General features: G+C 62.5%; 13 protein-coding genes. 4 read left to right on the forward strand and 9 right to left on the reverse strand.

Translation table 11 applies throughout. The annotated features are described in order from the left end of the window. Window positions 1-96: 96 nt before the first annotated feature. Window positions 97-2,070: a lytic transglycosylase domain-containing protein gene (locus ACR0NY_RS11000; protein ID WP_170341362.1), complete on the forward strand. Its 1,974-nt coding sequence runs from the start codon at window positions 97-99 to the stop codon at window positions 2,068-2,070. Here ACR0NY_RS11000 and ACR0NY_RS11005 read toward each other — a convergent pair. Together ACR0NY_RS11005 and mnmC2 are read right to left on the reverse strand one after the other, a co-directional pair. Then, window positions 2,044-2,913: a DMT family transporter gene (locus ACR0NY_RS11005; RefSeq protein ID WP_093964295.1), complete on the reverse strand. Its 870-nt coding sequence runs from the start codon at window positions 2,911-2,913 to the stop codon at window positions 2,044-2,046. The genes ACR0NY_RS11000 and ACR0NY_RS11005 overlap by 27 nt on opposite strands. Continuing rightward, the gene (gene mnmC2, locus ACR0NY_RS11010; protein ID WP_170369210.1) at window positions 2,910-3,575 is read right to left on the reverse strand and encodes a tRNA (5-methylaminomethyl-2-thiouridine)(34)-methyltransferase MnmC2; all 666 of its coding nucleotides are present in this window, start codon (window positions 3,573-3,575) and stop codon (window positions 2,910-2,912) included. The genes ACR0NY_RS11005 and mnmC2 overlap by 4 nt, the downstream gene beginning before the upstream one ends. Window positions 3,576-3,630: 55 nt before the next feature. Here mnmC2 and ACR0NY_RS11015 point away from each other — a divergent pair, with 55 nt between their 5' ends. Beyond that, a complete protein-coding gene (locus ACR0NY_RS11015; RefSeq protein WP_170369209.1) occupies window positions 3,631-4,665 on the forward strand; it encodes an NAD(P)/FAD-dependent oxidoreductase in 1,035 nt (344 codons plus the stop codon). On the opposite strand, the gene ACR0NY_RS11020 is transcribed toward ACR0NY_RS11015, so the two are convergent. The 4 genes from ACR0NY_RS11020 to ACR0NY_RS11035 form a co-directional block, all read right to left on the reverse strand. Next, window positions 4,657-5,469, reverse strand: coding sequence for an HTD2 family dehydratase (locus tag ACR0NY_RS11020; RefSeq protein WP_170369208.1), 813 nt, complete (start codon window positions 5,467-5,469; stop codon window positions 4,657-4,659). The genes ACR0NY_RS11015 and ACR0NY_RS11020 overlap by 9 nt on opposite strands. Before the next feature lie 38 nt (window positions 5,470-5,507). Continuing rightward, on the reverse strand, window positions 5,508-6,050 hold the full coding sequence (locus ACR0NY_RS11025; RefSeq protein ID WP_170369207.1) for an NADPH-dependent FMN reductase: 543 nt from the start codon (window positions 6,048-6,050) through the stop codon (window positions 5,508-5,510). A 136-nt stretch (window positions 6,051-6,186) separates the two neighbouring features. Beyond that, the gene (locus ACR0NY_RS11030) at window positions 6,187-6,858 is read right to left on the reverse strand and encodes a YiaD family glycine zipper/OmpA-like lipoprotein (RefSeq protein WP_170341353.1); all 672 of its coding nucleotides are present in this window, start codon (window positions 6,856-6,858) and stop codon (window positions 6,187-6,189) included. A gap of 129 nt (window positions 6,859-6,987) precedes the next feature. Beyond that, on the reverse strand, window positions 6,988-7,635 hold the full coding sequence (locus ACR0NY_RS11035; RefSeq protein WP_170341351.1) for an RluA family pseudouridine synthase: 648 nt from the start codon (window positions 7,633-7,635) through the stop codon (window positions 6,988-6,990). Between the two features lie 94 nt (window positions 7,636-7,729). On the opposite strand from ACR0NY_RS11035, the gene ACR0NY_RS11040 reads away from it, so the two are divergent. Further along, window positions 7,730-8,140 (forward strand): nuclear transport factor 2 family protein, encoded by a 411-nt coding sequence (locus tag ACR0NY_RS11040; RefSeq protein ID WP_170341350.1) that lies wholly within the window; start codon window positions 7,730-7,732, stop codon window positions 8,138-8,140. 7 nt (window positions 8,141-8,147) lie between these two features. Continuing rightward, the gene (locus ACR0NY_RS11045) at window positions 8,148-8,855 is read left to right on the forward strand and encodes an SGNH/GDSL hydrolase family protein (protein ID WP_367646356.1); all 708 of its coding nucleotides are present in this window, start codon (window positions 8,148-8,150) and stop codon (window positions 8,853-8,855) included. Here the strand turns inward: ACR0NY_RS11045 and rarD are convergent. The 3 genes from rarD to ACR0NY_RS11060 form a co-directional block, all read right to left on the reverse strand. Further along, window positions 8,846-9,751 carry an EamA family transporter RarD gene (gene rarD, locus ACR0NY_RS11050; RefSeq protein WP_170369206.1) on the reverse strand — a complete coding sequence of 302 codons (906 nt, stop codon included), beginning with the start codon at window positions 9,749-9,751 and terminating at the stop codon, window positions 8,846-8,848. The two genes, ACR0NY_RS11045 and rarD, sit on opposite strands and share 10 nt — an antisense overlap. A gap of 245 nt (window positions 9,752-9,996) precedes the next feature. Next, window positions 9,997-12,450, reverse strand: a complete 2,454-nt coding sequence (locus ACR0NY_RS11055; RefSeq protein ID WP_170369205.1) for a GcvT family protein — start codon at window positions 12,448-12,450, stop codon at window positions 9,997-9,999. Between the two features lie 87 nt (window positions 12,451-12,537). Continuing rightward, window positions 12,538-13,521 carry a GlxA family transcriptional regulator gene (locus ACR0NY_RS11060; RefSeq protein WP_170341343.1) on the reverse strand — a complete coding sequence of 328 codons (984 nt, stop codon included), beginning with the start codon at window positions 13,519-13,521 and terminating at the stop codon, window positions 12,538-12,540. Window positions 13,522-13,525: the final 4 nt, after the last annotated feature.

Raw genomic sequence — 13,525 nt, forward strand, 5'->3', positions numbered from 1 at the left:
GCGGGCCGACACGAATTTAGGTTTCTTGAGTTGATCCCGGCGGCGCAAGGTTTATCCTGAATGGCTGTATCCTCGGTTGGTCGGGAAATGCAAGGGATGACACGGATTCTGTCGCTGATCGCGACGATGATTCTAGCTTTGACGCTTCAAACTCAGGGCGTGCGGGCCGATGCGGTATCCGATCTTCGGGCCGCAATGTCCGAAATGCGCAAAGGCGACTGGAACGCCGCCTTGCGCGTGGCCGGCACCCGCGGCTCGGTCGCGCGCGACATCATCGTGTGGCACTGGCTGCGCCAAGGGTTTGGCAGTTCGGGCGATGTTCTGGTCTTTCTGGACCGGCGGCCCGATTGGCCGGGCCTTGCCTGGCTGCGCCGCAAAAGCGAGCCGTCCTTTACCGGCGCGGACCCGGACCGGGTGCTGAAGTTCTACAAGGACAACCCGCCACAGACCGCCGAAGGAGCTCTGAACTATGCCGTGGCACTGAAGGCCAAAGGCCGGACCGGTGAGGCCGAGGCGGATATCGTCACTGCCTGGCGGACGATGCCGATGGGTTCGGGCCTGCAGCAGGACTACGTTCAGAACTTCGGGTCATTGCTGAAACCGCATCACGAGGCTCGTCTGGACCGGATGCTGTGGGATGGCCATCTGATCAGCTCGACCCAGATGCTGCCACTGGTCAGCGAAGACTACCGCAAACTGGCCGAAGCGCGGATCGCCCTGCAAAAGCGCCAACCCGGCGTGGATGGCAAGGTTGCCGCCGTTCCGAAGGCGCTTGCCGATGATCCGGGGCTGGCCTTTGACCGGTTCGTATGGCGGGACCGCAAAGAGCTGGACGACAGCGCCATTGACCTGATGCTGGCGCGCTCGACCAGCCCACAGGCGCTGGGCGAACCCGACAAGTGGGCCGAAGGGCGGCGTAGGCTGGCTCGGCTGGAAATGCGTCAGGGTGATGCGAACCGGGCCTATGCCATCGCCGCCAATCACCACATGACACCCGAGATGGGGTATGGTTATGCCGACCTTGAGTGGCTGTCGGGTTTCCTGGCGTTGCGCAAGCTGAACGACCCGGCCACAGCGGTTCGGCATTTCCAGAACTTCCTGGGGGCCGTGAAGTCTCCGATCTCGATGGGTCGGGGCGGGTATTGGCTGGGCCGGGCCTACGCTGCCACCGGAAACGCCGAGAAAGCCTATGAGGCTTATGCAATCGGCGCCGACTACCAGACCTCGTTCTATGGCCTGTTAGCTGCAGAACAGATCGGACGGCCATTTGACAGCGACTTGGCCAACCCGCGCCGGGCGCCCCATTGGAAACAGGCCGAGTTCGCCAAGTCCAGTGTGCTTGAGGCGGGGCTGCTGCTGATACGAGCTGGTGAGCCGGAATTGGGCGAACGGTTCCTGACGCACCTGGTCGAAAGCCTGGATCCGGTGCAGGCCGGCCAGCTGGGTGATCTGGCGGTCGAGTTGAAGGAGCCGCACTTGGCGGTGATGATCGCCAAACGGGCCGCGACGAATGGCGTGGTATTGCCTGCGGCGTATTACCCGGTCCATCCCGTTGCGGATATCGGATTGCCCATGGCCAAGGAAATGACCCTGGCCATCGCCCGTCGGGAAAGCGAATTCGACCCGGTTGTAATCAGCGGTGCCGGCGCGCGCGGCCTGATGCAGGTGATGCCTGCGACCGCCAAGCTGGTCGCGCAGGAACTGGGCATTCTCAGCGGCCATCAGACGGGACGTTTGACCTCGGATTGGCGATACAACGCCAAACTGGGGGCAAATTATCTGGCCGGGCTGGCTGACGAATTCAACGGCAACGTCGTGATGATGGCCGCAGGTTACAATGCCGGCCCCAATCGCCCGAAATCATGGATGGACCGCTACGGCGACCCGCGAACGGGCGCAGTGGATATCGTCGACTGGATCGAGACGATCCCATTCAACGAGACCCGCAACTATGTGATGCGGGTGACCGAAAGCCTGCCCGTCTACCGCGCAAGGCTGGGCAAACCCGCGCTGCCGATCCCCTTCTCGCAGGAGTTGGTCGGATCAACCCTGTCTGCGTTCGCGCCATAGGGTGAACAGACCCGCCGCCACCACCAGCCCCGCCCCCGCGACCACCGCGGGGCGCAGGGTCTCGTCAAAGATCGTGATGCCCAGGATTGCGCTCCACATCAGGTGGAAATAGGCAAAGGGCTGTACGGCGCTGGCCTCGGCCATCTCGTAGCACTTGATCAGCAGCCAATGCCCCAGAACACCGGTGATGCACAGCAGCCCCATCCAGAACCAATCCCGCGGTACCATCGGCTCCCAGAACCACAGGCCGATGCAGGTCATGACCAATGCTCCCACGATCCCGGTCCAGAAGAAGCTGGTTGCGGTGCTGTCCTGACGCGCGGCATAGCGGGTCAGCAGACCGTAGAACGCAAACATCAGCGCCGAGATCAGGGGGATCACTGCCCACGGATTGAAGACGCCCATGCCGGGCTGCAGAATGATCAGCACGCCAACGCATCCGACCCCGATGGCCGACCAGCGCCGCCAGCCGACCTTCTCGCCCAGCACCGGCCCGCTGAGCGCGGCGACCAGAAGAGGATAACAGATGAACACCGCCTGGCTCTCGATCAGTCCGAGAATGGTAAAGCCGTAGACGGCGACGCAGATCTCGCCGGCAAGCAGCAGGCCGCGCAGGATCTGCAGGCCCGGTTGCCTGGTCCGGGCCGCGGCCGCCAGACCGCCGGGTGCACGTGCCGCCAAGGCAATCACGAAGGCCGCAAAGAACCAGTATCGCAGCATGACCACCATGTAGGTGTTGTACGTGCCAGCCAGATGACGCGAGATGCCGTCCTGCAGCGCAAACACGATCGTGGCCGCGATCATCAGCGCAATACCCGCCCGCACGTTGTTTGTCTGGGTCATGCCTTGGTCGCCCGCGTCATGTGCCGTTTGCGGCCGTATCCCGGCGCGCGGGATACCGAAAACCCGGCATCCTGCAACCCACGCCGCACGAACCCGGCTGCAGTATAGGTGGCAGCCGTCCCTTCGGGCGCGGTATGGGCCGCCACTTGCCGCATCATTTCCGGCTGCCACAGCTCAGGGTTCTTGGCGGGCGAGAACCCATCCAGGAACCAGGCATCGGCGAGCCCGTCCCAAAGGGGCAGGGTCTGGCGGGCATCACCTTCGATCACGGTCAGACGCAGCGTGTCCAAATCACAGCCGCCACCCTGCCATCGGTCAAGGAACCGGTTGGCCCAAGGCGCCAGCTCGGGAAAGGCCGCAAGCGCGCGTTTCATGTCGGCAGGGGCCATTGGAAAGGCTTCGAAACTGGTGAACGTCAGCGGACCCGATTGTCCGGACTTCTCCCATTCCGACCAAGCGGTCAGCATGTTCAGTCCGGTTCCGAATCCCAGCTCGGCGATGTGAAAGCCGGGGGCAAAGCGCGCGGGCAGATCGTTGCCCTGCAAAAAGACATGACGGGTCTCCTCCAGTCCGTTCTGAAGGCTGAAATAGGGGTCGTCGAAACGATCAGAAACAGGGACTGTCTCATCCCTCCACGACAATTTGGCGCGCTGGTCTGCCATCGGGAATTCCTGTAGCTAAGCGGCGCGACACTGAACAAGGAAAAGGGGATTGGCAATGGTCGATGTGACGATCCGCGGGGCTGGTATATTTGGCCTGTCCATCGCCTGGACTTGTGCGCGACGTGGCGCCAGGGTCCGGGTCGTCGATCCCTACGGCGCGGGTTCAGGGTCCAGCGGCGGGCTGGTGGGTGCCCTTGCCCCGCACGTTCCGGAAAACTGGAACGACAAGAAAGCATTCCAATTCGAAAGCCTGCTGATGGCCGAACCGTTCTGGCGACAGGTGGAGGCCACCGGCGGCGTTTCGCCCGGCTATGCGCGTCTGGGGCGGATCCAGCCCATCAACGACCCAAAGAACCTCGACCTGGCGCATCAGCGTGCGGCCTCGGCCCGCGACCTTTGGCAGGGTCGGGCTGAATGGACCGTGGTCGAGGCGCGCTCGGTCGGATCATGGTGCCCGCCCAGCGCAACGGGATTCGTCATCCACGATACGTTGAGTGCACGCATGCATCCACGCCGGGCCTGCGCCGCGCTGGTGGCCGCGCTGGCCGTGATGGGGGTTGAGGTCGTGCCCGAGGCCCCGGACACCGGGGCAGTCATTCATGCGACCGGGGTGTCCGGCCTGTTGGAGCTGTCCGATGCTTTCGGCAAGGCGGTCGGAAACGGGGTCAAGGGACAGGCGGCACTGCTGCGGTTCGACGCGGGCCAGGTGCCGCAGCTGTTTGCGGAGTCGATCCATTTCGTGCCCCACGCCGACGGGACACTGGCCATCGGCTCGACGTCCGAGCGGGACTATGACGACCCGACCGGCACCGATGCTGCGCTTGACGATGTGATCCAGCGCGCGTTGCAGGCGGTTCCTGTTCTACACGGCGCGGAGGTGATCGAGCGTTGGGCCGGGGTCCGCCCCCGCAGCAAGAGCCGAGCGCCAATGCTGGGCGCACACCCGCTGCACAAGGGCCAGTTCATTGCCAATGGCGGCTTCAAGATCGGGTTCGGCATGGCCCCAAAGGTGGCCGAGATCATGGCAGACCTTGTACTGGACGGACAGGATTCGATCCCCGAAGGCTTCCGCCCCGAGGCGTCACTGTGACCGTGGAAGGGCCACGGCCTGCATGCACTGCCGACCGTCAGGACCGCGGACCCAAAAATCGTTCCCGTTTCGGCACAGCGTGGCAGCCTCGAGATGCATCAGCGGAGAGGACGCGCGAAAGGAAAACTCGGCCAGCGGCCCCATGAGATCAGTGGCGAGCAGCATCAGATGCTGCGCCAGAAGCGGTCCATGAACCACCAGCCCGGCATAGCCTTCGACATCGCGGGCATAGTCAAGGTCATAGTGGATGCGGTGGCCATTGAAAGTCAGCGCCGAGTACCGAAACAGCAGCGTGGTGTCGAACGCGACCTGGCGCAGGTCTGTTTCGTCCGTCCGGGCAACCGAGGCCTCTGGTTTTGGTGCATCGGCCGACGGATCCTCGCGATAAACAAGGTCCTGCCATTCGGTCAGGCACAGCGTATCGACCTGCCAGATTTCGTGCTTGAGGGTCACAAACCCCAAAGGTCCTGTCCGTCCGGTCTTGGCGCTCACATTGCTCAAGGTTGAGCGGCGTTCGGCTGGTGTGCCAGCGATCAGCGGAGCGGCGAACCGCAGTCGCCCACCGGCCCACATCCGACGCGGAAGACCGAGATCGGGGACCAGCCCTCCGCCCACCGCGGGGTGGCCGTCGCGCCCCAAGCCCTCGGGCGGGCGCGGTGACCAGAAATACAGCTGGTGAAAAAACGGCGGCAGCGACGTGCCCATGCCGATCGAAGGTGCCTGCCCCAACGCCACCTGAAACGCCGCCGCCCGGGCAGGGTCCATCACGTCATGTTGAATTTCCGAGGAAACTTGATCCGTCATGGCCGCACCCTAAGCAGGCTCGGTCAGCCCGACAAGGCTCAGAAATCTGCTTCGGCCCGCAGCTTCTCCATCAACTGGCCCAGCGTCCGTTCGTACCGGTCGCTGCGCAACCGACCTGAATCGTCGAACTCGTTCGAGCTGTCGGCCAGATGAATTTCGGGGCCCTGCAGGATGCGCGGCTGAAACGGCACCATGAAAGACCGCAGGATCATCTGCGCCCGTTCGCCTCCGGCCCGGCCCGCCGCTGCTGACATCACCGCAACCGGTTTGTCGGCCCAGGGATTGCCCTTGGTCCGGCTGACCCAGTCCAGCGCGTTCTTCAGAACGCCTGACGGCCCCTTGTTGTATTCCGGAGTGGAAATGACCACCGCATGGGCACCAGCGATCTGATCCGCCAGGATCTTAACTTCGGCCGGAACCCCCTCGGCCTCCTCAGCATCTCCATCATAGAGAGGCAGATTCAGATCAGCTTCGATAAACGTACCCGCGCCGAACAGGCGCGCCGCTTCGCGGATCAGGCGTCGATTGGTGGCGTTCTGCCGCAACGAGCCGGACAGGCCCAGAAGGATCGGTTCGGACATCAGGATATCTCCGTCATGTGTTTCGGCTGCAGTTTAGTCATCCCGACCGCAAACCATAGCCCGCCTGACGCGCAGTCAATGTGCAAAAAGAAAGGGGCCGCTCGCCGCGGCCCCCGGCGGTTGGCTGTTGATCGGCTCAGGCGTTGCCGCTTGGCACGATCACGATCTCGACCCGGCGGTTCTGCGCCTTGCCCTCGGGCGTCAGGTTCGAGGCGATCGGTTGGTTTTCACCACGGCCGATCGTGGCGATACGCGCATAGCTGACGCCATTGGCCTGCAGAACATCCGCCACCGCGTTGGCGCGGCGTTCGGACAGGATCTGATTGTAGCCGGCTTCACCATCGCTGTCGGTGTGCCCGATGATCTGTACGTTCGAGTTGGGATAGTTCACCAGGTTTTGCCCCACGCGGACCAGATCCGCTCTCAGCGCAGGCCGGACCGTGGCGCTGTCGGTATCGAAGGTGATGTCATTCGGAACCGTGACGATCAGCCGGTCTCCGGCGTTGACGATCGTGATACCGTCATTGGCCAGTTGCTGACGCAGTTCGGCTGCCTGCCGGTCCAACTGGTTGCCGATCAACCCGCCGCCGGCAGCACCGATGGCCGCACCGGCAACGGCACCCAGCCCAGGGTTCGAGTCATTGGCGATGGCGCCAACACCGGCGCCAATCAGACCGCCCAGCAACGCTCCCTGCTTGGCGTTCTGGTTCGGGTCGTCCTGAACCCGCAACGTACCGGGGTCGGTACAGGCCCCCAGCACAAATGCGGCGCTCAGCCCGACCGGCAGCAAGAATCTGGAAATTTTCATGGGTTCACCTTCTGCTCCTGCACCCGTTTTTCCGGGTTACGTGTTTGACGTGATTATAGCACGCCTGACACAAACAGGCTCAAGCGACAAAAACGTGAGATCGGCGAATACCCGCCGCCCCCAAGGCGCTCAGAAATCCGGCAGAGCGCGAAATTTCATCGATATGCCATCCTCGGGGTGTTTGACGCGCAATTCCTCGGAATGAAGCATCAGCCTGGGGAAATCGCGCGCCGGTCCTTCGGCATAGAACGGGTCGCCCAGGATCGGATGGCCCAGTGCTTGCATATGGACCCGCAACTGGTGCGAGCGACCGGTTTTTGGAAATAGGCGAACGCGGGTGGTGTCCCCGTCGTACCGGACGACCCGCCAATCCGTGACTGCCGGCTTTCCGGTTTCGTGGCACACCATCTGGCGCGGCCTGTTGGGCCAATCCACGATCAACGGCAAGTCTACCGTGCCGGTCTTTGGTTCCACCCGGCCCCACACACGGGCGACGTAGGTTTTTCGTGTCTGCCGGTTTTCGAATTGCTGTCCCAGATATCGTTGGGCGTGCGGGGTCTGGGCAAAGATCATGACGCCTGAGGTATCGCGGTCCAACCGGTGGACCAGCAAGGCCTGCGGGAATGCGGCCTGCACACGGGCCAGCAGACAATCGGCCAGGTGCTCTCCCCGGCCAGGCACCGACAGCAGGCCCGCCGGCTTGTTCACCACGATCACCTGCGCATCCTCGTGCAGCACGTCCAGCGGCGTTTTGGGGGGATCATAGGTATCGCTCATGCGGGCTGCCTATCGCAGGGTGCCGCCTCTCGCAACGTCGTCCTTGCGATGAGAAGGCTTCTCGGCAACTCTCGCGCCAGGCAGAGGAGATGACATGCACCCGACGATCGAACGAATGCAGGAAGTGGTCGCCAAGGGCGACGAGAGCCTGATCCATGAATTACTGGCCGAAGACGTGCAGTTCCTTCCGCCGACCTACTACAGCACCTGGACAGGCCGCGCCCCGGTGGCGGCGGTATTGGGTCATGTTGGACAGGTTTTTTCCGAGTTTCGCTATCGCCGGATCATGGGCGATGGCAAAGACTGGGCATTGGAGTTTCAATGCAAGGTGGGTGAACTGGACGCTGTTGGCGTTGACCTGATCACGCTCAACGATGACGGGCTGATTCAGACATTCGAAGTCGCCATGCGTCCCTACAAGACCGTTGGCGCCCTGCGCGAGGCCATGATGGCGCGCGTCATGAAAGACCACCGGTTCCTGGAATTTCGGAACGCTTTGAGCTGAGCCACCCGTGTCCATTGCCGCCGATCAGCTTCTGAGAGTTCCGCTGCTGCCGGTGTTGGCGGCACAGGCTCTGCTGGTTCGGCAGAGGGCCGTGCGGCTGCCCGAACCTTCCGGTGCGCGTGAGGGCCGGCAAGGCCGCGGGCCGAGGCTGCGCTTGCTGATCGCCGGTGACAGCTCTGCCGCGGGCGTTGGGGCTGGAACTCAGGAACAGGCGCTGTCGGGCCAGTTGGTGAAACTGCTCAGCCGCCAGTTCAGCGTTGAGTGGCGCCTTGTTGCAACGACCGGCCACACGACCGGTGACACGATCGAAGACCTGCGCGGGATCGAAGGCCAGTTTGACGCGGCTGTTACGGCCTTGGGCGTCAACGACGTCACTCGAGCCGTGTCCTGCAGCCGGTTCAAACGGCAACAGGCCGAGTTGATGCGCTTGCTCACCGTTGATCTGGGCGTGCGGACTGTGATCGTGACGGGCGTCCCGCAGATGGATCGGTTCCCGGCCTTGCCACAGCCCTTGGCATGGGTTCTGGGCCGGCAATCCGCGCGCCTTGACGAGGGGTTGAGAGAGGTGATCGCGAGCTTCCCCAAGGCCCGGCATCTGGCGCTGCACCTGCCCGACGATCCGGCCCTGGCCGCTGTGGACGGCTATCACCCAAGCCCCAAAGCCTATCGCCTTTGGGCCGAGCAGGCCGCGCGAATGATCCTCGATCAGGTCTGACCGCGCACCTGACGGATCATGGGCACTGAATAGACAACCAGTGCGGCCCAAATCAGCGGAAAGGCAATCATGCGCCCGCGGTCGATCTGCTCACCAAACAGCGTGATCGCCGTGATGAATATCATGGTCGGCGCGATGTACTGCAGGATGCCCATGGTCGAAAGTCGCACCAGCTTGGCCCCGTTGGCATAGACCAGCAGCGGAACGGCGGTCACGATACCCGCCCCGGCCAACAGTATGGTATCTGTTGCGGCGCCTCCAAAATGCCCGGTGCCCTGCACGCCCAACCAGGTCACATAAGCCAGCGCGGGAACCAGCAAAATCAAAACCTCAAGCAGGAAACCCTGGTTTGGTCCGATGGGCAACGAGCGCTTGAAGAACGCATAAAATCCCCAGCTGACCATCAACCCCAGCGCCGCCCATGGCAGACGGCCGGCCTCGACCACCAGAACCAGAACGCCCAAGGCGGCAAGCCCCACGGCAATTAACTGTGTTCGGGTCAGGGACTCGCGTAGCAGGATCGCTCCCAGCGCTATGCTGAACAGCGGGTTGATATAATACCCCAGCGCCGCGTCCAGAGCGTTGCCACTGGCGATCGCCCAGACATAGATAGCCCAGTTCACCGAAATCAGGGCCGCCGTCACGCATGCCATTCCCAACATGCGCGGATCGCGCAGCGCCGCCTTCAGATCACCGGTTCGCCCCAGCGCGACCAGCAACAGCCCGGCCACCGGCACCGACCAGATGATGCGATGCGCCACGATTTCGACGGGACCGATATGCGCCATTGCCTTCATGTAGAGCGGCAGAAAACCCCAAAGGACATACGCCGTAACAGCCAGCGCAAGGCCTTTTGGCGAATCCGTGTTCTGGGCTTGGGTCGGGCGCTCGGCCATGAATGGTCTCCAGCTGATACCCCCCGTCTTTAGGCAAAGTCCCTTGCCATTGAAACTCAGAAAAGCTTGAAGACGCTCATAACGAATTGTGATGGGTCGGCGGCCCTATCGTCCGGTGTGCGACCGGCAGAACCATGTTCGGCTATGCTTGGTTTTCCGGTAAAGTCTTGTCCAGATGGAGGCCTCGTCAAGAACCTCCATCCGGCGCTATGCAATTGCATAGGAGCAACGCCCCCAACCCGCCATCAGACCTTCACACGTTCGGATTTCGGATCGTACATGGGTTTGAGCGACGCCTCGGCGCGGACCTTTACTCCGCAGACGTCAATCTCGTATGTCGAGGACAGCACGTCGGCCGCGCTTTCGCCCTTGCAGGGGACATAACCCATGCCGATCGCGCCACCCAAAGTGTGGCCATAGTTTCCTGAGCTGATGTAGCCCACATATTCGCCATCTCGGATAATCGGTTCGTTGTGGAACAGCAGAGGTTCAGGGTCGGTCAGCTTGAATTGCAACAGCCGGCTGTGGGGGCCGCTGTCCTTGCGGGCAATCACCGCATCTCGGCCAATGAAATCACATCCCTTGTCCACCTTGACGGCAAAGCCGAGACCGGCGTCCACAACGTGATCTTCGCAGGTGATGTCATGGCCGAAGTGACGGAAGCCCTTTTCGATCCGGCAGCTGTCCATCATGTGCATGCCGCACAGCTTCAGGCCCATGTCCTGCCCGGCCTCGTGCAGCGTTTCAAAAACGTGGCCGGCCATATCCGACGACACGTAGACCTCCCACCCAAGTTCGCCCACATAGGTCACGCGGTGAACGCGTGCCAGGCCCATTCCGATCTCGATTTCCTGCGCGGTGCCGAATGGGTTTGCCGCGTTCGAGAAGTCGTTGGGCGAAACTTTTTCAAGCAAGTTCCGCGCGTTGGGCCCCATCACCGCCAGAACGCCTTCGCCTGCCGTGACATCGGTGATGACCACATTGAAATTGCCCGAATGACGCATCATCCACGTCTGGTCGGCCAGTCGCGTCGCCGCCGGGGTCACGACCAGATAGGCGGTCTCGGAAAGGCGGGTCACGGTCACGTCTGCCTCGATCCCGCCATGCCGGTTCAAGAATTGGGTGTAGACGATCTTGCCGTTTGGAACCGCGTAGTCGCCGCCACCGATATAGTTCATGAAAACCTGGGCATCGGGGCCTTCGACCCGAATTTTTCCGAACGAGGACATGTCATACATGCCCACGTTCTCGCGCACTGCACGGTGTTCGGCGGCCGAGTTTTCGAACCAGTTCTGGCGCCTCCAGCTGTAGCGGTATTCGCGTTCCTGCCCCTCATTGGCGAACCAGTTCGCGCGCTCCCAGCCGGCCAGCTCGCCAAAGACGGCCCCGTTTTCTTTCAGGTGGTGGTGGAACGGCGTCCGGCGCACGCCGCGCGCCGTGGCCTTTTGCCGATAGGGGTAGTGGTCGGCATAGAGCAGGCCCAGCGTTTCCTTGGACCGCTCGAATAGATACTGCTTGTTGCCCTGGAATGGCTGCATCCGGCTGATGTCCACGTCGCCCAGGTCAAAGGGTTTTTCACCCGAGTCCATCCATTCCGCCAGCGCCATTCCCGCGCCGCCCGCAGACTGGATCCCGATCGAGTTGAACCCGGCGGCGACCCAGACATTGTCCATCTCGGGCGCAAGGCCAAGGTGATAGGCGTCGTCGGGAGTGAAGGATTCCGGCCCGTTGAAGAAGGTATGGATGCCCGCCTCGGCCAGCATCGGCATGCGGTTGCAGGCGGCCTCGAGGATCGGTTCGAAATGGTCGAAATCCTCGGGCAGTTGGTCGAACTCGAAACTGTCGGGGATGCCGTCCATCGCCCAGGGCTTGGCGTTGGGCTCGAAGGCGCCCAGCAGGATTTTCCCGGCGTCCTCCTTGTAATAGGCGCATTCGTCCGGCACCCGCAGAACCGGAAGCTGGGTCAGGCCGTCGATGCCCTCTGTCACGATGTAGAAATGCTCGCAGGCATGCAGCGGAACGTTCACGCCCGCCATGCGCCCCACTTGATGCCCCCACATGCCGGCGCAGTTGACCACCATGTCACACTCGATATGGCCCGAGGCGCTGCCATCATCCGCCACCCAGTCGACGCCGGTAACTTTGCGGCCCTGCTTTGCGATCTCGGTGACCTTCACCCGTTCCTTGACGACTGCGCCGCGCTGACGGGCACCCTTGGCCAGCGCCAGCGCAATGTTGGCCGGATCGCCCTGCCCGTCCAGCGGCAGATAGACCGCGCCCTTGACCCCATCCAGATTAAGATGCGGATACAGTTCGGCCACGCGTTCGTTCGAGATCTCTTCGACCTCGACCCCGAAGGCGCGGGCCATGGCGGCCTGGCGGTAGATCTCTTCCTTGCGCTCATCCGTCAGCGCCACGGTGATCGAGCCACAGCGTTTGAAGCCCGTGGCGACGCCGGTTTCCTCCTCGAGCGCGCCATAGAGTTCCTGGCTGTATTTCGCCAGCTTGGTCATGTTCGCGGTCGCGCGCAGTTGAGCGATCAGGCCAGCCGCGTGCCAGGTCGTGCCACTGGTCAGCTGCTTGCGCTCCAGCAGAACAACGTCGCTCCAGCCTTTCTTGGTCAGGTGATAGGCCACCGAGCATCCGATCACACCGCCACCGATGATCACCACGCGGGCCTTGCTGGGAAGATCAACCATTCCGAAGTCTCCAATCTCGAGTCGGCGTCAGAGTGCCACGAACAGGCGACAAAAAATGCAGCAAAAACGTCAACTGCGGCACAAAAATCACCGCAGCGCCGATTGGCGTTTCTGGCGGCGCAGAGCGAATGGCGTGATCCCGAAAAAACTTTTGTAAACGGACGAGAACCCGTTGGGAAAGCCGCAGGCGAGGCCGATTTCGCGCACGCTCATAGTGGTATTCAAAAGCAGGTTGTTGGCCTTGGCCAACCGCATCTCCCGATAGAACCCGTTCGGCGTGGTGCCGAAGAATGTCTTGAATTTGCGCTCCAGCGAGCGGTTCGACATTCCAAGCTCTTCGACCAGTTGATTGATGGGCAACGGATCTTCGATATTGGCCTGCATCAACTTGATGCACTGATCCAGCCGGGCGTCCCCGGTCGTTGTCGTCTTGGCGCCCGAAAACGGCTGCAACGAGGAAAAGTCGCGGATGTGTTCGTGCAGCATGATGTCAGCCACTGTCATCTTGGCCGGCCCCGAGATGTGACGCCCGATCACCGCCAAAGCAATATCGGCCGTGGCCCCCATCCCCGCGCAGGTCACGACCGGGCCCTGCTCGGTCGCGATCGAAAGCTTGGCCTCGAACCGGGCACCCCGCTCGCGGAAGATCGACGCGTTTTCCCAATGTGTTGCCATATCGGGCGTGCCGTGTTCGTCGATGTATCGGCTGGCGGCCTCGGCCAGCAAAAAGACTTGGGCACCGCGATAGGTATAGTCGGACACAACCCGGCCCAGCGACAGCTCGGGCTGGTCCGGGTCGGTGTTGCCGATCACGAACAGATAGTCGGCGTCCGGTTGGCGCGTAACGGGCTGGGTCGGAATGCTGGCGCCGCTGCTACTGACGATGGTCCCTCCCTTGAGCGACCGATAGGCATAAGTGAACGGCGGGTGCGGGCAAACCCGATTGGCAAGACGCAGCACATCCACCACCGACGCCAGTTCCAGCAGAACGAAGCCCGGCGCGGTGATGATGTCAAAATGCCACTGCGCCCTGACGCCTTCGGGTTTTCCAGGGTCCGGTTTCTCCGCCATACCC

The organism is Ruegeria sp. BJ5, assembly GCF_056537865.1.

Coding starts and splice junctions, on each gene's coding strand:
- ACR0NY_RS11030 (WP_170341353.1), bottom strand. CDS start 6,858: ATGAAAATTTCCAGATTCTTGCTGCCGGTCGGGCTGAGCGCCGCATTT.
- mnmC2 (WP_170369210.1), bottom strand. CDS start 3,575: ATGGCAGACCAGCGCGCCAAATTGTCGTGGAGGGATGAGACAGTCCCT.
- ACR0NY_RS11035 (WP_170341351.1), bottom strand. CDS start 7,635: ATGAGCGATACCTATGATCCCCCCAAAACGCCGCTGGACGTGCTGCAC.
- ACR0NY_RS11020 (WP_170369208.1), bottom strand. CDS start 5,469: ATGACGGATCAAGTTTCCTCGGAAATTCAACATGACGTGATGGACCCT.
- ACR0NY_RS11015 (WP_170369209.1), top strand. CDS start 3,631: ATGGTCGATGTGACGATCCGCGGGGCTGGTATATTTGGCCTGTCCATC.
- ACR0NY_RS11000 (WP_170341362.1), top strand. CDS start 97: ATGACACGGATTCTGTCGCTGATCGCGACGATGATTCTAGCTTTGACG.
- rarD (WP_170369206.1), bottom strand. CDS start 9,751: ATGGCCGAGCGCCCGACCCAAGCCCAGAACACGGATTCGCCAAAAGGC.
- ACR0NY_RS11040 (WP_170341350.1), top strand. CDS start 7,730: ATGCACCCGACGATCGAACGAATGCAGGAAGTGGTCGCCAAGGGCGAC.
- ACR0NY_RS11060 (WP_170341343.1), bottom strand. CDS start 13,521: ATGGCGGAGAAACCGGACCCTGGAAAACCCGAAGGCGTCAGGGCGCAG.
- ACR0NY_RS11025 (WP_170369207.1), bottom strand. CDS start 6,050: ATGTCCGAACCGATCCTTCTGGGCCTGTCCGGCTCGTTGCGGCAGAAC.
- ACR0NY_RS11055 (WP_170369205.1), bottom strand. CDS start 12,450: ATGGTTGATCTTCCCAGCAAGGCCCGCGTGGTGATCATCGGTGGCGGT.
- ACR0NY_RS11005 (WP_093964295.1), bottom strand. CDS start 2,913: ATGACCCAGACAAACAACGTGCGGGCGGGTATTGCGCTGATGATCGCG.